Origin of the sequence: Lysobacter gummosus, from assembly GCF_001442805.1 — a bacterium.
Lineage (GTDB): Bacteria > Pseudomonadota > Gammaproteobacteria > Xanthomonadales > Xanthomonadaceae > Lysobacter > Lysobacter gummosus.
Genome location: NZ_CP011131.1, coordinates 5,479,126 through 5,496,553 on the forward strand (window position 1 = coordinate 5,479,126; position 17,428 = coordinate 5,496,553).

22 protein-coding genes are annotated in these 17,428 nt (G+C 63.0%); 5 read left to right on the forward strand and 17 right to left on the reverse strand.

Annotated elements, in window-relative coordinates:
• Positions 1-24: 24 nt before the first annotated feature.
• The 15 genes from LG3211_RS22200 to LG3211_RS22270 form a co-directional block, all read right to left on the reverse strand.
• Complete coding sequence (locus LG3211_RS22200; RefSeq protein WP_057944737.1) at positions 25-573, reverse strand: hypothetical protein; 549 nt, start codon at positions 571-573, stop codon at positions 25-27.
• A complete protein-coding gene (locus LG3211_RS22205; RefSeq protein ID WP_057944738.1) occupies positions 573-1,001 on the reverse strand; it encodes a hypothetical protein in 429 nt (142 codons plus the stop codon). Before LG3211_RS22205 ends, LG3211_RS22200 begins: the two co-directional genes overlap by 1 nt.
• Entirely contained in the window at positions 994-1,284 is a 291-nt protein-coding gene (locus LG3211_RS22210) for a hypothetical protein (protein ID WP_057944739.1), read from the reverse strand. Before LG3211_RS22210 ends, LG3211_RS22205 begins: the two co-directional genes overlap by 8 nt.
• Positions 1,285-1,288: 4 nt before the next feature.
• Positions 1,289-2,296, reverse strand: coding sequence for a major capsid protein (locus tag LG3211_RS22215; protein WP_237049796.1), 1,008 nt, complete (start codon positions 2,294-2,296; stop codon positions 1,289-1,291).
• A gap of 3 nt (positions 2,297-2,299) precedes the next feature.
• Positions 2,300-2,692: a head decoration protein gene (locus LG3211_RS22220; RefSeq protein ID WP_057944740.1), complete on the reverse strand. Its 393-nt coding sequence runs from the start codon at positions 2,690-2,692 to the stop codon at positions 2,300-2,302.
• The gene (locus tag LG3211_RS22225) at positions 2,692-3,867 is read right to left on the reverse strand and encodes a S49 family peptidase (protein ID WP_057944741.1); all 1,176 of its coding nucleotides are present in this window, start codon (positions 3,865-3,867) and stop codon (positions 2,692-2,694) included. Before LG3211_RS22225 ends, LG3211_RS22220 begins: the two co-directional genes overlap by 1 nt.
• A complete protein-coding gene (locus LG3211_RS22230; RefSeq protein ID WP_237049797.1) occupies positions 3,864-5,312 on the reverse strand; it encodes a phage portal protein in 1,449 nt (482 codons plus the stop codon). Before LG3211_RS22230 ends, LG3211_RS22225 begins: the two co-directional genes overlap by 4 nt.
• A gap of 49 nt (positions 5,313-5,361) precedes the next feature.
• The gene (locus LG3211_RS22235; RefSeq protein WP_057944743.1) at positions 5,362-5,580 is read right to left on the reverse strand and encodes a phage head-tail joining protein; all 219 of its coding nucleotides are present in this window, start codon (positions 5,578-5,580) and stop codon (positions 5,362-5,364) included.
• Entirely contained in the window at positions 5,577-7,526 is a 1,950-nt protein-coding gene (locus tag LG3211_RS22240) for a phage terminase large subunit family protein (protein WP_057944744.1), read from the reverse strand. The genes LG3211_RS22235 and LG3211_RS22240 overlap by 4 nt, the downstream gene beginning before the upstream one ends.
• Before the next feature lie 3 nt (positions 7,527-7,529).
• Positions 7,530-8,081 (reverse strand): hypothetical protein, encoded by a 552-nt coding sequence (locus tag LG3211_RS26080; protein ID WP_057944745.1) that lies wholly within the window; start codon positions 8,079-8,081, stop codon positions 7,530-7,532.
• 118 nt (positions 8,082-8,199) lie between these two features.
• The gene (locus LG3211_RS22250) at positions 8,200-8,454 is read right to left on the reverse strand and encodes a hypothetical protein (protein ID WP_057944746.1); all 255 of its coding nucleotides are present in this window, start codon (positions 8,452-8,454) and stop codon (positions 8,200-8,202) included.
• Between the two features lie 147 nt (positions 8,455-8,601).
• Positions 8,602-9,132, reverse strand: a complete 531-nt coding sequence (locus LG3211_RS22255) for a hypothetical protein (RefSeq protein WP_148649096.1) — start codon at positions 9,130-9,132, stop codon at positions 8,602-8,604.
• 181 nt (positions 9,133-9,313) lie between these two features.
• Positions 9,314-9,562 (reverse strand): hypothetical protein, encoded by a 249-nt coding sequence (locus tag LG3211_RS22260; protein ID WP_057944748.1) that lies wholly within the window; start codon positions 9,560-9,562, stop codon positions 9,314-9,316.
• Between the two features lie 133 nt (positions 9,563-9,695).
• Positions 9,696-10,223 (reverse strand): hypothetical protein, encoded by a 528-nt coding sequence (locus LG3211_RS22265; RefSeq protein WP_057944749.1) that lies wholly within the window; start codon positions 10,221-10,223, stop codon positions 9,696-9,698.
• A 187-nt stretch (positions 10,224-10,410) separates the two neighbouring features.
• Positions 10,411-10,953, reverse strand: a complete 543-nt coding sequence (locus LG3211_RS22270) for an isochorismatase family protein (protein ID WP_057944750.1) — start codon at positions 10,951-10,953, stop codon at positions 10,411-10,413.
• Positions 10,954-11,378: 425 nt separating this feature from the next.
• On the opposite strand from LG3211_RS22270, the gene LG3211_RS22275 reads away from it, so the two are divergent.
• The 4 genes from LG3211_RS22275 (at position 11,379) to LG3211_RS22290 (ending at position 13,266) form a co-directional block, all read left to right on the forward strand.
• Positions 11,379-11,609 (forward strand): hypothetical protein, encoded by a 231-nt coding sequence (locus LG3211_RS22275; RefSeq protein ID WP_057944751.1) that lies wholly within the window; start codon positions 11,379-11,381, stop codon positions 11,607-11,609.
• 73 nt (positions 11,610-11,682) lie between these two features.
• Positions 11,683-12,327, forward strand: a complete 645-nt coding sequence (locus tag LG3211_RS22280; protein WP_057944752.1) for a DUF3489 domain-containing protein — start codon at positions 11,683-11,685, stop codon at positions 12,325-12,327.
• A 164-nt stretch (positions 12,328-12,491) separates the two neighbouring features.
• Positions 12,492-12,773 carry a hypothetical protein gene (locus LG3211_RS22285; RefSeq protein WP_057944753.1) on the forward strand — a complete coding sequence of 94 codons (282 nt, stop codon included), beginning with the start codon at positions 12,492-12,494 and terminating at the stop codon, positions 12,771-12,773.
• Positions 12,774-13,017: 244 nt separating this feature from the next.
• Positions 13,018-13,266, forward strand: coding sequence for a hypothetical protein (locus tag LG3211_RS22290; RefSeq protein ID WP_057944754.1), 249 nt, complete (start codon positions 13,018-13,020; stop codon positions 13,264-13,266).
• A 36-nt stretch (positions 13,267-13,302) separates the two neighbouring features.
• Here LG3211_RS22290 and LG3211_RS26585 read toward each other — a convergent pair whose 3' ends face one another.
• Both LG3211_RS26585 and LG3211_RS22300 read right to left on the reverse strand, forming a co-directional pair.
• The gene (locus LG3211_RS26585; RefSeq protein WP_187313080.1) at positions 13,303-14,340 is read right to left on the reverse strand and encodes a DNA cytosine methyltransferase; all 1,038 of its coding nucleotides are present in this window, start codon (positions 14,338-14,340) and stop codon (positions 13,303-13,305) included.
• Positions 14,337-15,584 (reverse strand): site-specific DNA-methyltransferase, encoded by a 1,248-nt coding sequence (locus LG3211_RS22300; protein WP_057944756.1) that lies wholly within the window; start codon positions 15,582-15,584, stop codon positions 14,337-14,339. Before LG3211_RS22300 ends, LG3211_RS26585 begins: the two co-directional genes overlap by 4 nt.
• Before the next feature lie 238 nt (positions 15,585-15,822).
• On the opposite strand from LG3211_RS22300, the gene LG3211_RS25185 reads away from it, so the two are divergent.
• A complete protein-coding gene (locus LG3211_RS25185; protein WP_187313081.1) occupies positions 15,823-17,361 on the forward strand; it encodes a hypothetical protein in 1,539 nt (512 codons plus the stop codon).
• Positions 17,362-17,428: the final 67 nt, after the last annotated feature.

Below are 17,428 nucleotides of genomic sequence, written 5' to 3' on the forward strand. Positions count from 1 at the left end.
TCAGGCTGCCGAGCGGCAGCGGGTTCAGGTACGCAGCGAGCGCAGCAGCAGCCGGTCGATCTCAGCGGTGATCACATCCAGACCCGCCTGACCCACGCGTTCGGGCCGGTCGCCTTTGCGCAACATCTGCGCCAGGGACGGGCCATACAGGCGACGGATTGGGGTGCGCGGGACGCGTTTCTCGCCCGCCACCGGCGTGCGTTCGAAGGCAATGTCGGCACCGCCGTGGCGGCGATGGAAACCCGAGCGCGTGAAGCCGCGTCGACCACGAACTGCGGTGAAGTCCAGGCCGCGGTCGTCGGCGCTGCGCTTGGAGGCGAAGTTGCGCAGGCCCACGCCGCGCGCGACGCCGACCAGCTCGACGCCCTCGCGGGTGGTACGCACGCTGACGCCGGCCCGGATGCGCTGGGCCGTTAAGGCGTACTCGGTCTGGATATCGCGCCGGGCGATGACCGGCCAACGACGTCGTAGGGTGCCCAACGCACGGCGCTGGGCCACCGCCACCTTCGCCGGAATGTCGCTGATGCGTTTGGCCGCATCCAGCTCCCCGTCCGCATCGATGGACAGGTCCATCAGCGGCGGTATCGGATCGTCAAGGCGACTTGGACGGCGACGACCGGCAATCCTTCCGGGCGGTCGAGGAACACGATGTCCTCGACCTGCACCGGCAGGGCCTGCGGCAGCGGAATCCAATCATCGAGGGCATCCTCAATATCGGCGGCAATGGCGTGCGATCGGGAATGGGCGTCGGCCAAGGAGACCGGCACCGTCGCTTCAGCCAGGGCTTGTAGTACGCGATATCGCCCATGGGGCTTGTTGGCGTCGCGCTGAATGCCCAACGCGGCCAGCGTCAGCCCGGTCACGTCGTCGTCGGAATGCTGGGCCGGTTCCAGTGCGACCGCGGCGCCGATGTCGGTGCGGTAGTTCGCCGCCGTTCGGATTCCGGCCAACCGCTCGGCGACCCGCTGCAACAGCGTCCAGCTCTGCGCAGCGCTAACCATGCAGGACCGCCTCGTTGATCAGGCCGTCGTCCTTGACCACCGTCTCAACCGTCTGCGTGCGATCGGGCAAGGTGACTTCGTCGCCGCGGCGGAACAGCCACTCCCGATTGCGCGCGATGACATGGCGAGCGCGACCGACGACCTGCTGAAACTCACCGAGGCGCTCGACGCCGTCGCGTACGACCAGAATGATTCGGATCGGGGGCAGATCGACCCGCCTGACCTGAGCGACGACGCCGAGCGCAGAGAAGATTAAGTCGTCTGCTGTGGAGAACGCGTCCATAGATTCACGCTTTCAATTTCACCAGCAACGCTGGGCGATGGCACATTGGCAGGGGATTGGACTGCGTATGCAGGTCCGTGCCGCGATCGAACTTGCGCGGGGCCTGCTTGCTGTAGAGCAGTTGACCCAACGTGTTCACGGTCTCGTTGAAGTCGGCCGGCGCCACGTAGGTGGCAAACGTGTCGAGTGTGCCGAGCGGGAACGCATGGGCTTCACCGGCCTCAATAAAGCGGCGGCTTTTACCATCCGCATCGCTCGCCTCTCCGGAATATTCCTCGAAACGTACACCAGCGAAGCGGAAATCCGACCGCATGTCGTCGCGAAGGGCCGCACCTTCTTGCCATAGATGGTAAGCCTCCTTGACCTTATCGTGTCCCGAAAGCGCATCGAAAAACTCTGGCGAAACCAAAACATGAATTCCGCTCATGCGCTCGCCCTTAAGCGACTTACCCATATAGCGTTTGAGATCGATACATTTTTGGCGGACGTCGGTTTCTTTATTCGCCAATTGAAAGTCGAAGACCTTGGGTGTGATATCGAAGATATCGAATAGGTTTGCTAGCTCACTTCCGTCCGCATCCAAAATCACTCCCTTGAGGGCACCCATACGCAAGTGCTCCAGCGTAATAGCGTGTTTGTTGCGCATGGTCTGCAGGTGGTCTGCCATGACTCCGGCAATCGTTTCGAGCTCGGATTCCGAGCTGAAGGAACGCACTCCAATGACTTCCTCGGGAAGAACTACGTCGTCGTGCGGGATATGCGGCACATTGAAGGCGCGCAGCGATCGCTTTCCTCGTTTTCCGACAGTGCCGGCCGACCCCACAGGTTGCGTCGGCAGCAGCGACAAGATGCCGTTGCGTTCTTCAACCGTTACTTGGCGCGTCCGCACTGGCTTTACTGGAAATAGATTCAATTCATCCAGACGGCCATACTGATTTGGCAGAAAATTGATTGCCGCCGTCAGCGCGCTCATCGAGAACGCCGGGTTATGGAACGGGTTGTTCATCGACATCAATCAGACTCCGTGGCGCACGAGGACGCCGATGCCACGCAGCTGCGCAATGGCGGCGACGCGTTGTTCAGGGGTGGCCGCGCGCGGCCAGATCAGGGCGTGGTCGGCGACGGTCGCGTGACGGGCAACGATCAAGCCATCCGGACTGGACTCGGCAACGGTCGTGATCGGCACGATGGCCACACCGGCGGCGACTTCGCGACCGTCAGTGGCCGTCGGATCGAGCGCCGCGATTTCGCCAGTGGCTGCAATGCGGCCGACGACCTGGCCGAGCTGCACAACTTGGCCGGCGGCGACGGTGACTTGATCGCGCGAGTAAAGATTATCGGCCTCGAACTTGAGCAGATCGCCCAGGTTCAGACCCTCAAAGACCGGCGGGTAGGTCGTCAATCGCATCAGCGCTCCCTCCGCGCCGCGGCGGCGCGCGCCTTGACCGCGTGGATGAGCGGGTTGTCCGCCAAAGATGTCGCCACGGTCGGCACGGGCGCGGTCGGCGACAGGTGGCTCGTGATCTCGGGCGACTCGGCCTTCGCGGCGAGCAGCCGTTGGCGCGCCGTCGCGGCGGTGAGATCTTCAGCCAGAAAGCTCGCGGTCAGGGCCGGTTGGCCCGCCAGCTCGCACAGCTCGGCGATGGCGAGCGCATCGCCGTGTGCCTGCGCGCGCACAGCGTCGGTGTCAACGGCGGGCGCCGTCGAATCGGGGGTGGACATGTTGGGGTTCTCCAGGAATAGCGGACGCGCGGCGGCGTCCAGTTCGGTGTGCATCTGCTGCACGGCATCGCTGAGCGTGCCCATGCGGTCGGCCAGGCCGACGTTGATCGCGTCCTGACCGAAGTACAGGGCGGCCTCGGTCTTGCGTACCGTATCCGCGCTCAACCCGCGTTGATCAGCGACGGTCAGGACGAATAGCTCGTAGAGGCGGTTGACCTCGGTTTGGATCGAGTCACGCGCCTCGGTGGTCAGCTCGGCATGCGGGCTGCCGTCGCTCTTGCGCGCGCCGGCTTGGATCGGCGTGAATTTCAATCCGGCATTGGCGTCTTTCTGCGACTGATCCACATGCAGCGCGATCACGCCGATCGAACCCACACCGGCGGTGCGAGTTACGTATACGCGATCAGCAGCGCTCGCTAGCGCATACGCGGCCGAAAATGCCCCATCGTTCGCCACGGCCCAGATGGGTTTCTGCGATCGCGCCGCGCGGATGTGGTCGGCCAAATCGAACACCCCAGCGGCTTCGCCGCCAGGACTGTCGACATCGAGCACGATGCCGCGCACCGACTCGTCGGCCAGTGCCGCGTCGAGGCGCCGGGCGATCGATTGATAGCTGGTCAGCCCGGAGAGCGCATCCAGTCCGCCCGTGCGCTGTACGAGCGTGCCGTGGATGGGCAGCACGGAGATGCCGCGTTCGTCGGCCAGTCGTGGTGCCAGCGCGGGCGGTCCCATTTGCGGCGGCGGAAGCGTCTGCAGTTCGAACTTGGGCGTCAGTACGCTCAGGATGACGTCGAGCTTGGCGCGATAGATCAGCAGCGGCGTGTTGAACACGCGCGCCGCCAGGTGGGGCAGTCCGGTCATGGGGTACCGTTTGATTCAAGAGCCGGCGCGTCGGCCGGCGGTGGGGCGTGCTTGACGCCATTGCGGGCGACGACGCGCGGATCGGTGTCGAGGACCAAGCCCAGCGCATCGGCGCGTTGGGCGTCGGCCGCGATCTCGCGATCGATGGTCTCGGCGTCATAGCCGGAACTGGCAATCGCTTCCGAGCGCGACAACAGACCCGCGCGGATCGCCAGGATCATGGCGTTGAACTCTTTCTCCGGATCGACCCAACTCCAGCCCTGCGGCACCCACTTGCAGGCGCGGTACTGGCGCTTGCGGCGGCGGTAGCCGGGCAGCTCGATCGCCCCGGACAGCACTGCGGCATCCACGAACGCGTTCCAAATCGGCCGGCAAAGCTGGAACACCAGCACGCTGTGCTGGACCATCTCGCAGCGACGGCGAAACTCCAGCAGGCCGGCGCGAATGGACGAGTAGTTCACCCCCGACAAGTCGCCGGTCAGCTGCTCGTAGGTGACCCCCATGGCGGCGGCGACCGCGCGGAACTGCGCACGCAGGAAGGCGTCGTAGCTCGATCCGACATCGGCCGGCTGCGAGAACGTGACGTTCTCGCCGGCCTCCAGAATCTGTAACGTGCCCGGCTCCAGGCCAAGCGGCGCGTTGCCGGATTCGTTGGGCGGTCCGTCACCGGGCAACGGGTCTTCGGGGCCGTCGCGGGTGATGAAGCCGGCGAACATAGCCGCGGTCTTCTTGCGCACCAGTTCGGCATCGTCGTACTGATCCAACTCGTTCAACTTGACCAGCGCGCGCGCGAGCCATGGCTCGCCGCGAATCTGACCCGGTCGAAGCGGCCGGAAGATATGCAGCACCTCGGCAGCCGGCACCCGGAAGGTATCCAGTCCGCCTTGTCGGCTCATCGGCGCCATCGCGCCGTCCTGCGGATGCGACAGGTACAAGTGGTACGCCACGCGCCGACCGAGGCGGTTGAACTCGATGCCGGCCCGGATGACGTTGCCGTTGGGCTCTTCCCGGTTGAGCGTCAGCGGCAAGTGCTCGGGTTCCAGCACTTGCAGTTGCAGCGGCACGGCCAAGCCGTCTTCGGGGCGACGCGGGCGCAATCGCACCAGGCACTCACCGCCTTCCAACAGCGCGCGGCACGCCAGTGCCTGCAACCCGTACAGATCGGTCAGGCCGGCAGCATCGGCCTCGTCACACCAATCCCGCCACAGCGCCTGCAACGCCTCGCGTTGGGTCTGATCCGCAATCAGCGATTGTGGCTTGATCCCGGTGCCGACTGCGTTGGATACGAACGCTTCGACCGCGGCATTCGCCCAGGCATTACGGCGGACCAGATCGCGCGAGCGCACGCGCAGGGCGTCGCCGGTCGCCAGCAGCGCCGCCACGGCGCCCGGATTGCCGGGCTGCCACGCGGCCGAACGCCGGCCGGCGCCAGCGACTTCATGCACAGGGGAGCCGCCGAACATCGCGGTTCGGACGCGCGACCACCAGCTCATCTCAGAAGCCCTTGTTCGTGGTCACGCGCAGACGACGAACACGACGCGGCAGGCCTTCGGTGCCGGCCAGCGCGGCTTCGATCTCGCGGATCGCAGCCAGGAGTTCATCGACGCTGCGGTACTCGACCAAGCGGTCACCAAAACTGACGCGGCGTTCGCCGCGCGCGAGCGCCTTGCGCAGTGCCTGCAATTGTTCGTGGGTGTAGGGTAGATCGCTCATCGCATGAAACGGCTCGGAATGACCCGGCGCCCTCGGCGCGCGGGTCCAGAAACAGAAAGGCCGCCCGGTGGGGCGGCCTGTGGGGCGGGATACATCGACGGTGGATTCGGTGCTCGCGACGGCACGGCGAGCACGACGCCCAACGTCCGCTCCATCTCGCGCCAATGGCGTTCTTCGAAACGATCGACACCGGCCTGCATCGCCGCGGCGCGCGCCATGACGTAGCAGTCGAGCGCCTCATTGCGATCGCGGCGCTTCTCCCACACGCGCTGTGGGTAACCGTGTCGATCGCGACGGGTGATCAGGTGCTCGGCGGTCAATTGCTGCAAAAACTCGCCGTCGATCTTCGGCAAATGAACGTAACCGGCGGGAAAGGCCGGCTGTCCGTCCGGGCCGATCTCGATCGATAGGCGAAGCGCGTTGTAGAACTCCAGCTTTGCGATGCCGCCGGCCACGGCGAACAACTTCAGGCCGCGCCGCAGCCGCTTGCCGGGCACGCTGACATCGACGGCGGTGGGAGTGCCGATCAAGGCGGCACCGCTGCCGACGCCCTTCATCAGCAACAACCTTGGATCGGCAACGCTACGCGCGAACCCATAGGCCTCCTGGGTCGCGAAGCCGGTGTCCAAGCCTAGGCGGGTCAGCGGCAACAGTGCGCCGCTGGCGTGGGTCCAGTGTTCCGACAGGATCGCGCCGAGTTCATTCCAGACTGCGGCGCGCGCGGTGTCGCCCATCAGCACACGGTGCTCGACCAGCCAGGTCTCCCGGCCGCGCCCGAACGCCCAGATGGAAACTTCGATGCGGTCCTTCTGCACGTCGGCGCCGCCGGTCAGCAGCAGTCCGCCGGCCGGCACGGTGCCGATGCGATAGTCCTCGCGTCGCTCCAGCAACTGCTCCCAATCCGGGGCTTCGCCTTCCTCTTCCCAGGTCTCGCCCAGCTCGGTGTTCTTGAATGCCTTGAGCGCGGTCGCTGACCCTTGCGCGGATTCCCACGCGCTAGCGATGTCGGCCCAACTACGCCAGCCAACCGGCGAGTACAACGACGACAGGTGGTAGCCCGCCGTCTTGCCGCGGTTACCGGGCGCGGTTGCGATCCAGCGCCCGTCCGCCAACATCGCGGTCTTGTGGTGCTCGCCGATCGGCTGCTCGCAGGACTCGCAGATGTAGCGGGCCGAGCGCGGATCGCCCCAGGTCCAGCGCAACTGTTCGAACCGCAACCATAGCTCGTGCCGGCAATGCGGACATGGCACGAAGTACCGGCGCTGGTCGGACGCGAGGTATTCGCGCTCGATGGTCGAAGCACCGGCAATCGTCGGCGTCGACACCAGCAGGATCTTGCGCCGGGTGAAGGTGCGGGTGCGGGCTTCAGCCAACGCGACCGCATCGCCTTCGCCTTCCACGTCGCGCGGGTAGCCGTCCACTTCGTCCAGAAACAAGTAGCGCACGGGCATCGAGCGCAAGCCGACCGCGCTGTTCGCGCCGGTCAGCACCAGGACGCCGCCGCGGAACTCCTTGGCCAGGATTGTGTTGCCGGCGTCGCGCGCGCGCGACGGCGCAACGCGCTCGCGCAGCGACGGCGACTCCTCGATCAGCGGATCGATTCGCTGTTTCGAGTTGCGCTTGGCCATCTCGACCGTGGGCGCCACGGCCATCATCGGTCCCGGCGCGCAGGCGATGACGTACCCGATCCAGTTGTTGCCGCACTCGGTGCCGCCGACCTGCGCGCCCTTCATGAAGACGATGCGCTCGGTCGCCGAGGCCGGCGACAGGTCGTTCATGATGTCGCGCAGGTACGGCGTGCGCGCGGTGCGCCAGCGGCCTGGCTCGGCGGACGACGTGCTGGACAGCACCCGGTCGCGGTCGGCCCAATCGGACACGTCCAGAAACGGATCGGGCATCAGGCCGTCGCGCCACGCTTTCTCAACGTGGTCGAAGCCGTCGTACAAGGATCAATCCAGTCGGGCGTTGAACGCTGCGAGTACGGACAAGTGCTGGCGCACTTCGCGCTCCAGCGCGACGTGCATGGTGTGCGGATCAATTCCCAATTCGGCCGCAAGCATCGAACTGATGCGCGCCGGCCAGTTCAACCAGGCATCGCGCTCGGCGCGCGCCAACGCGAACACCTGCGCCATCGCCTGCGAGCGGTCGATCAACTCGCCCTTGAGTTGGGCGATGCGCAGCTCATGGTGCCGCGCCTTAAGGACTTCGTTGGCGGTGCGCGCTTGCGCGTAGGTGTTGCCGCCCCGCGATGCGCTGACCGGCGCGAACGCGGTGACGCCGTCCGCCCCGGCCGGGGTTGCCACGCGCGACCGCGCAGGCTGCGTGGGCGCCAACATGCGCTCTTCCGGCGCCTTGGTGCTGGCCGCCCATTCCGCATCCGCGCGCGCCGGATCGATGGTGCCGTCCGCTTCGGCGGTGATGCGGCCGGTGGCGATGGCCTTGCGCACGGCGGTGTCCGACACGCCTCGATGGCGGCCGTAGGCGCGGATAGAGATTCCCACGATAGAAGAATTCGATTCGGTAGAGCCTCCGCGACCGCCGGCCATCGGCGCAGATCGGGCTGTTGGAAGAGGGAACACCCCAGCGCCCATCGGGCGCTGGGGACTTACCACTCCCGGCTTACTGCTTACCCAGCGTCGCGTTAACGTCCGCGAGGATGTCGTCCCAATTCGGCTCGGTCGGCAAGTCGACACCGGCCGCTCCGCAAAGCATGGCAACGACCGCCCAGCAGCTTCGGCTCAGCTTGCCAGCCGCCTCCAAATCTTCGGGCACTAACGCGGCGGTATCGTCGTGCGTCAGCATGTCGTGGATGTCCACTTCGAACTTCGTCAAGCTGCGGGTGAGGTTGCCGAAATTACGATTATGCTCGCTCATGGTGGTTCTTCCTGGGGACGCCGCGTTGTTGCGGCGACGACATGAACGCTTCCTTCCAACACGATAGCAAGCGTTTCACTAACAAATTTTCGGAAGAGGGAACACCCCAACCTCCGATGGGAGGCTGGGGTGCGCGCTCTCGGAGGTTTAGTTATGCGGCGCGCACATCGCTGCCATGATCGCTTGCTCCAAATGACGGATGGCCGCGCGCAGGCTGGGTTGATACTTGGCGTCCGCCACGTCCCATACCTGCATCAGCCGGGCCTGCTGCACCGCTCGGTTGAGTTGATGCACCGGCAACCCCACGAACTCCGGCTCCAGTCCTTCAAAGCACCGCGCAATCTCGTCGTGCAGCCAGCGCAATGCCGACTCGTCCTCGCACATCTCGCTCGGAACCCAGCGCTTTGCATCCCAACTACCGGTCTCATCGATGGCACGCTCCACCGGCGCCAGTTCTCTACGGCACTCGGCTACCAATCGCGCAACGATTTTCGGGTCGAGACGACGCGTTCGGATCGTATCCGTTCGCTCGGCAAGAATGCTGGCCAAGGCAAAGCAGGCGAACAAGGTTAAGCGAGCGTCGGGCCGTGAGAACGTATGGCCGGACCGCAGTATCCGCTCCACGTAATCGCTGAGGCTTCGAAGCTCGGCGTCGGAAATCATGTTGCTCTGATTCATGTGCCCATCCCTGTCAAACCGCGTTGTTGCGGCGGCGTCATGAACGCTTTGGTGGCGGAGCATCGCAAGTCAATATGCGCTGGTCCTGGAACTTAGACAGCAACCAGACAGGCTCGCAGCGGGCGAGGAAGAGGAAATGCCCCAGCGTCCATTGGACGCTGGGGCAGTCGCTCTCAACTTATTACGTCGCTGCTCGGTTCAACTCCTCGACTACCGTTTCAAGATCCATGTGCGGTTCAAATTCCAGGGAGCCACGCTCGGCCAACAACTGGACGATGTTCAGGCAACTGGCAACCAGCCGCTTCGCCGCCTCCAACTCCTCGTCGCTCAGCCGTTCCGGGTCGCCGCCGGCCATGTCCTCCAAGACCCACTGGCAATCCTCCAAACGCTGCGCGGTGTTCTGGAAGCGGCAGTACGACATATTCGCCATCGTTGTTCTCTTTTGGTTCGCCGCGTCGTTGCGGCGAGGACATGAACGCTTCCTTCCAGATAGAAGCCAAGCGCTATCTCGCTAACAAACCGGCTTGGACAGGAGTCGGACAGCTTGGACTTCAGCCGGTGCGTCAGGCTTCCTGAAACTCCGCAGCGGCCTTCGCTTGCTCCAACCCGCTGACCGCATGCGCCAATCCGTGCTGAAACTCATCATCGCGCGGGTAGCAGCTCATCAGCCGCTCCACCCTCTCGATGGCGCGCGCGAGGGCGTGCGCCGGCTCGGCCGGGTCCATGCCGTCGAGATAGCGATCAATCATCGCCATGACTCCGCGAAACGCATGCTCAACCGGTGTCGGCTCGCCAGCCGGCTTGCGGCGCGCTTTGTTGTGACGCGCCAGGATGTGTCGCTCCCACGACGACAACTCGGCATCGCATCCATCGAGCAAATCCCTTAGCACTTCGGGCTGTATCGGTTGCGATCGATAGCCCTCGCTGTGGTGCGCCAGCACCATGCCGAGCGCTACCGACAATCGCGTCGAAAGCGTTTCGAACTCGTTGTCCGCCAGCAACCGCGCTCGCGCGTGGTTTGTCAAGAAATCCAGGCGGCTCGCGCACGAGCGCAAATCCCTGATCAGTTCGTCTCGGTCAATCGCACCCATGCTGCTGTTCCCGCTGTCCCCGCGTTGTTGCGGCGACGGCATGAACGCGTTCTTTCCAGGGAAAACCAAGAGGCCTCCGTCGCAGTTCGTGCTCCGGAACAGCCGTCGGATACGAATCGGCGGCGAGAGTTGGCAATATCCTTTGAAAAGGAACGGTCCCGGCGCCCGTAGGGCGTTGGCCGACTGACTACGGCACTAGATCTGCAACTGGCGTGACGTGGAGCGGTTTCGGCGCTTCTATCATTTCGCGCCATACCCAGTTGAAGTGATCAATGACCGTTTCGCCCTTTACGAAAGGCCTGTCCCGGCAAGTATGTCCGTCCGCAATCACGGTCACTTCATAGTCGTGAGACAGCGCGGCGCGAACCGCGGTATCCACGCAAAAATCCGTGGAGCAACCGCCAATCCACAATCTGTGAACCCCGAGCTTTTGCAACAAATAGCGAAGCGCAGGGGCATAGAAACAATCCCCTACGGTTTTTCGAATCACAACATCAGTGTCCAGCCGATTAAGGCTCGGATGGATATTCCAGGTTTCGCAGTCAGCCTCCATGTCACTTTGAACTGGTCCGTCATGCTGAATGAAGATCACCGGCATACCGGAAGCTCGTGCCTTGGAGATGGCCATGTTCAAATTGGCAAGAATTTGCGGGCCAAGTACGGCCTGAGTGTCTCCTTCAATCATTGCGATCTGTACATCGATGATCAGTAAGGCGGTGGCCGCTTTCATAGAGAAGCTCGGCGAACCGCGGCAAGATTAACGATTTCGTCAATACTCATAGTATCGATGTCCATACTCTGCTTCCTTGATTCGAAATTGATCAGTGCGCGACATATGTCGTGGGTGAGGTTCCACGTACACAATTATACCGCTTACTGAGCTCCTGCCTTCAGGCAGCGCTGGAGCTTCTTATGCAGAAGGCTTGGCCGTCACGGGTGACAAGAACTAGCGCCCGGGTAGATGCATTAACGCTGCCCCCGATCGCCAGCAACATCTAATACCAGACGCCTCCGCAAGGAGGTTTTTTTGCGCCTTAGCTGTCCGGCAGCTGTCGAGAACTTAGAACAAACGTTCTTTATCACGGATATCGCTTGGATTCGAAGGCGAAGGAAGCGTTCATGTCGCCACACCAACGACGGCCACGGAGGCCAAACATGCAAGACCAAAAAGAAGCGTTAAAGGACCACCTGCGCGGCATGAACAGACACAACCGCACCGCGCTGGTCCAACTGATCGCGGTCACCGATTGGCGCGGGATCGCGCAGCGGGAACTGGAACGCCGCGCCGGCCTGGTGTTTCAAGTTATCAACGACGAAGTAATGGTTGCCATCGCGAAGGGCGAGGTCGATGTGAATCAGGCCATCGCCGAAGTTCTCGCCGGCTAAGCCATCCGCGCGCCTCGCGACACCGAGGCGCGCTCAACCCAACACACACAACCCTACGAACAGGAAAACTACAATGAACAAGCTTACCGACAGCCAGCGCGCCCTGATCCTTCTCGCCACCGAGACCGCTGGTCGCATCGAGAACTTTCCCAAGAACCTCGGCGGTGGTGCGCGCGCGGCGGTGATGCGCGGCCTCCTGCTCAACGGCCTGATCGTCGCGGACGGCGCGGGCCACGCGCTCACCGAAGCCGGTTACGAGGCGGTGGGCCACCAGCCCCCGGACGTCGCCAACACGCAAGAAGCGGGCGACAGCGCAGGGACCAGCGGCGACATGGCCGGCAACGACGACTCTGCCGCCGATGCCGATGCCGCCGCGAACAACGACGCCGACGCAGCGGTCGACCCTGATCATGGCCCGGAGAATGAAGGTGCCGACTGCACCGAGGCCGATACGCCCAACCCAACGGCGAAGCGCGCGCAAAGCAAGCTGGACCAAGTGGTCGGCCTGCTGCTGCGCCCGCAGGGGGCGACCATCGCGCAGGTGATGGCGGCGACCGAATGGCAGCAGCACTCGGTTCGCGGATTCTTTGCTGGCACCCTGAAGAAGAAAGGCTACGAACTGACCAGCGACAAGGATGGCAAGGCCGACCGCGTGTACCGCATCAAGGTGGAACAGACGGCGTCAGCGGCCGAGAGCAGCGCCGACGAGGAAGAATGAGGAACGCGCGCGGTCGTGCAAGTCGCCCGGCCGCGCTGCATTGAGAACAATCGTTCTTGTCCAGCGCGTTAACACGACCGTGCATCATCTGGATTTGCGTCGAATCTCTCTTGGCTTCGGCCGCGAAGGAAGCGTTCATAGGCCACTAACACGGAGACCACGCCATGAACCCGAACGACGCGAAAGGCCCCGACCCGCTGCTTGCCTCGCTGCCCAATCTGTTGCTGGCCTTGGTCGAGGACCAGCTCAGCAACAACGAATCCTCGGGAGACGAGGAGCTGCGGAACTACTTCGTAACCTGCGGCCTGACGACCGAACAGGCGGACCGAGCAGTTCAGTATCGCCCTGCTTACGCGACCGACATCTACTGGGGTAGCGCCACGCCCGTACGCACCGGCATCGGACTTCGATACAACCCACAAACGGGCTGGCTAGAGCCGGCGTAATCACTTGACTCCAATGCGGCGCGCAGATCATGCGCGCCGTTCTCGTTCTGAGAATGCGCGTTCTTGTCCGACGCCTTAACGAGTTCGATTTGTTCGCGCGAAGCCGCGAAGAATGACTTGGCTTCCCGTGCGAAGGAAGCGTTCATGACGCCACCCCACCACGGAGCGCGTCCTGACCATCAGCATTTGCCGAGCCACCTCCGCCGCTGTTCGATTCTCGCGCAAGCCCGCCAGTCTTCGCGCCATGTTGCGCGAGCACAGCGGTTACCACATCGAAGAAGAGCGCGTGTGCGTTACCGCGATCAAGACCATGAAAGCCACCGAGTACGATGCCTACGCTTGCGATATGAGCCGGCCACAGGATTGGATCATTGGCTTCAAAGGGCGAGGCAACCAATGCATCGTGGTACGCGCCCCCGTCCGCCTGACCCTTTATATCCGGCCCGAGTGCTACGACTACGCCCGCTACGTCGGCCTCGCCGACGCCGACTGAGGCTGACCGGCGCTGGCGTCGCGCGTAAGCGCGGCGTCAGGCGCGCAGGGCGCGGAGGATTTCGGCGGCGACCTGCGGGACGATCGCATTGCCGGCGGCGCGCAGCTTAGGAATTCGGGCGGATACCCCATCAGCCAGAAGACGAATTCCGGATTCAGGTACCCGGCGACCGGCGAGGGTTCGACTTGTCGTCCAAGCATCCCATTGACCGGTGCGCTGCCAATGCTCGATGCGTCCTTGTGATCCCGCGTCGTCGGCGTCGCCCAGACCGCCTGCGCCGGGAGCGGGCGCGTTGCCCCGCTCCCAAACTGCTGATTGGGACCGCCCTTCTCGCCGTCGCTCGCGCGCGGTGTGCTCCACACCGCCTTCGCCACTCCCGGCAGACCATTGCGTCGCTCGGCCGCAAAGTCGCCGCGCTTCTCCGGATCGTTCGCCGTCGCGGTCGGCCAAACCCGCTTCGCCAAGTTCGGCAGATCGACGGTGCGTTTCTGCCCGGTCGGCGTCTGGCCGGTCTCCGACGTTCCCGCCGGTAGACTGCGACCGCCGCTGGGCATCAGCGGTGTCGGCCAGATGCTTTCCGACGATCCAGACGCGGTCACGTCGGTGCGGGGCGTTGACGGCACAAGCTGGAACAACAATCGCCCGGCTGGCGTAGCCTTCGGTTTCCAGGTCAGCGAGAACTCCATCGAGCCCCAGCGGGATGAGACCAGACACGTTCTCACCCAGGAATACAGCGGGTCGCGCCGATGCAATAAGGCGACGCAGTTCCGGCCAGAGGTGACGGTCATCCGCTTGCGCGCGCTGTCGGCCCGCGACGCTGAACGGCTGGCAGGGGAAGCCGCCCGTCCAGATTTCCTCATCGTTGGGCCAGCCGGCGAGCCGGCAGGCATAGGCGAATCCGCCAACCCCGGCGAAGAAGTGGCATTGGCCGTAGCCGCGCAGGTCATCTGCGCAAACAGATCGGATGTCTCGGTCATCGACGTCGCCGGGTGGAATTAGACCGGCCGCGATCAGGTTGCGCAGCCAGTCGCACAGGTAAGGATCAATCTCGTTGTAGTACGCCGGCCGGATCATTCGTTCTCAGCCACATCGGTTTGGCGCGCGGCATCATCGAAGAACGCGCCGTCGCTCTGGCGGACCGCGGCCTGGCCGGTGTGATCCTGCCAGCGCCGAACAATCACGTCGGCGTACTTCGGGTCCAGCTCGATCAGACGCGCGCGACGGCCGGTCTTCTCGGCCGCGATCATCGTCGTGCCCGAACCGCCGAACGGATCGAGGATCAGATCGCGGGACTTGCTGCTGTTGCGGATCGCCCGCTCCACCAGCGCCACCGGCTTCATGGTCGGGTGCAGGTCGTTCTTGCTGGTGCGGTCGATGAACCACACATCGCCCTGGTCGCGCGCGCCGCACCAGAACCGGTCATTGCCCTCGCGCCAGCCGTAGAGGATGGGTTCGTACTGCCGCTGATAATCGGCATGACCCATCGTGAACTTGTTCTTGGCCCAAATGATGAAGGTGGACCAGCGACCACCGGCCGCGCGGAACGCGGTCTGCAGCCGATCCAGTTCCGACGAGGACATGGCGATATAGATCGCACCCTTGGTCAGCGCCACCATCTGCGTGCAGCACGCTTCCAGGAACGCGCCGAAGTCCGAGCCCAAGTTGTCGTTGAGGATCGGGCGATGCTTGCCGCGCAGCTTGTCCTTCGGGTTGTTGGCGTAATCGACGTTGTACGGCGGATCGGTGAAGGTCATGTCCACCAGCTCGTCGCCGAGCAATGCGGCGTAGTCGTCGGCACTGGTGGCGTCGCCGCACAGCACCTTGTGTCCGCCGCAGATCCAGACATCGCCGCGGCGCGACACCGGATGCTCGGTCGGCTCGGGCACTTCATCGTCGTCGGTGAGGCCGGCTTGGTCATCGATCAGCAGCTCGTCCAACTCGGCATCGGTGAACCCGAGCAGGTCCAGATCGAACTCCACGTCGCGCAGTTCAGCCAGTTCCAGCTTCAGCAACTCCTCATCCCAGCCCGCGTTCTCGGCCAAGCGGTTGTCGGCGATGACGTAGGCGCGCTTCTGCGCCGGGCTCAGGTGAGCCAGTTCGATCACCGGCACTTGCGAAAGCTTCAGCTGGCGCGCGGCGAGCAGCCGACCGTGGCCTGCGATGATGCCGCTGTCGCCATCGACCAAGATCGGATTGGTCCATCCGAATTCCACGATGCTCGCGGCGATCTGCGCGACCTGCGCATTGGAGTGGGTACGCGCGTTTCGCGCATACGGAATGAGCGCCGCGATGGGGCGTTGCTCAATGAAAATGTTCAATTGATTCTCGGAATGAAGGATCGACTACCTTCGCCTGCCGTACTGGGGGAGGCTGAAAGAGTAGTTGCTGATCGGATATGACTGCGCTCGTGAAATCACTTCGAACTATTGTTAGTTTCAGTGAGCGACGCGCTCAATGCGGCATTCAGCGAACCAGTTCGCGGACTCAAGTAGGCGTTCAGGAGTACTTCGTTGGCCTGGCCGAATAGTTCACCATCCATCGCTACCGGAGCTAGCTATGAGCCGCAGCCGTTCTATGTCGCGTATCGCGCCCACGTGCCTTGCCGTACTTGCCCTGGGAGGCCCCACACTGGCTTTAGCTCAATCGATCGATATGGGCACATTGGGCGGCAATGTTTGCTTGGCTAGCAGCACCAACGATGCAGGTGCTGCCATTGGCACCTGCCGTAACCCGGATGGGGATTTGGTCGCCGTCTACTGGGCTCCCACAACAGGGCCCGCTCCGTTACCGGCGCTAGCTGTCAATGACCCTTGCGATGCGACGGACATCAATAGCGCCAGCGTTATTGTTGGCAATTGCGAACTGGGAGCCACAGGTGAATGGTTTCCCGTCGTGTGGACGACGTCCATTCCGGGGAGCACACCGACACAACTCAAAGCAATACCTAATCACGCCAAAGCGATTGCCTGGCAGATCAATCAAGCCGGTGTCATCGCAGGATCAAGCGTCGCCGCTGATGGCTCATCTACCGCAGTGATTTGGATGGCAGGTTCGCGCACTCCCACCCGTTTGCCTGAGCTTGGTTTGCTGCCCCCTCTAATCCCGAGCACGACCGAATGCGTTATCTCAGACATGGACAACACCGATCAGCCCGTGGTCGTAGGCATATGCGGGCTACGCGACGGCGGAACCGTCGCGGTTCGGTGGGAACCCGGCTTATTCGGATACGTAGCCACTGAGTTACCCAGAGTACCCGGAGGATCCAACTGCGTGGTCGCGGCGGTCAATTCAAGCCATCGTGTTGCAGGTACATGCGAGACCGATGATGGCGACGTAGTAGCTGTTCGCTGGGAATCGGATGAAACCTCGATTACTTATCTCGACTATCTTGAGGTCACCGGCATATCACGGCAGCAACTGATTGCCGTCGACATAAATGAAGCGGGCATCGTTCTGGGGAACTACATCACCGACGATGGGCTGGCTAGGTCCTTCGTCTGGGTCCCCGTGGGAATCCCCGATCAAGAGGAAGGGCTGGACATCGGTACCCTTGGAGGGCCTTGGATTAAGGCCGTCGATATCGCCGATAACGGAAGCGTCGTTGGAACCGGTCAATCATCTAATGGATTAAGCGAAGCATTTGTATGGACACCCGTTGCTGGAATCCAGGGGCTCGGCACGCTGGGTGGTTTTGCCAGTCAGAGCATTGCACTCAGCGATGATGGCTCCAAGCTGACGGGCAATAGTCAGATCGCTTCCGGGCATGTCCATGCGTTCATGGTGGGCGGACCAGAGCGAAACATCCAGCGCACGAAAGGCAGCGTGGTCTTGGCTGCGCCCAACATAGTGGGTAAGGCCACAGAGCTTCGCACGCTTGTCAAAAACAAGATCGACGCACTCAACCCAGAGGCAAAATCTTTTGTCACTAGCGTCATTGAGCAAGCCAAAGCGCTTCGGCCAAAGGCCGGCGAGAAGCCGAATTTGGAAGAGCTTCGCAACAAAGGCAATGAAGTCGGCGAGAAGTACAAAGCACTATCTGACGAATCCAAAGAGAGCCTGAAATCTAACTTCCCGAAGATTCACTCGATGTTCTAGTGCGAACTATTTTGAGTGCGAACCTGTTTTTTCGATTGACGCTAGCGGGGTTTTGCGGCTATGCCCC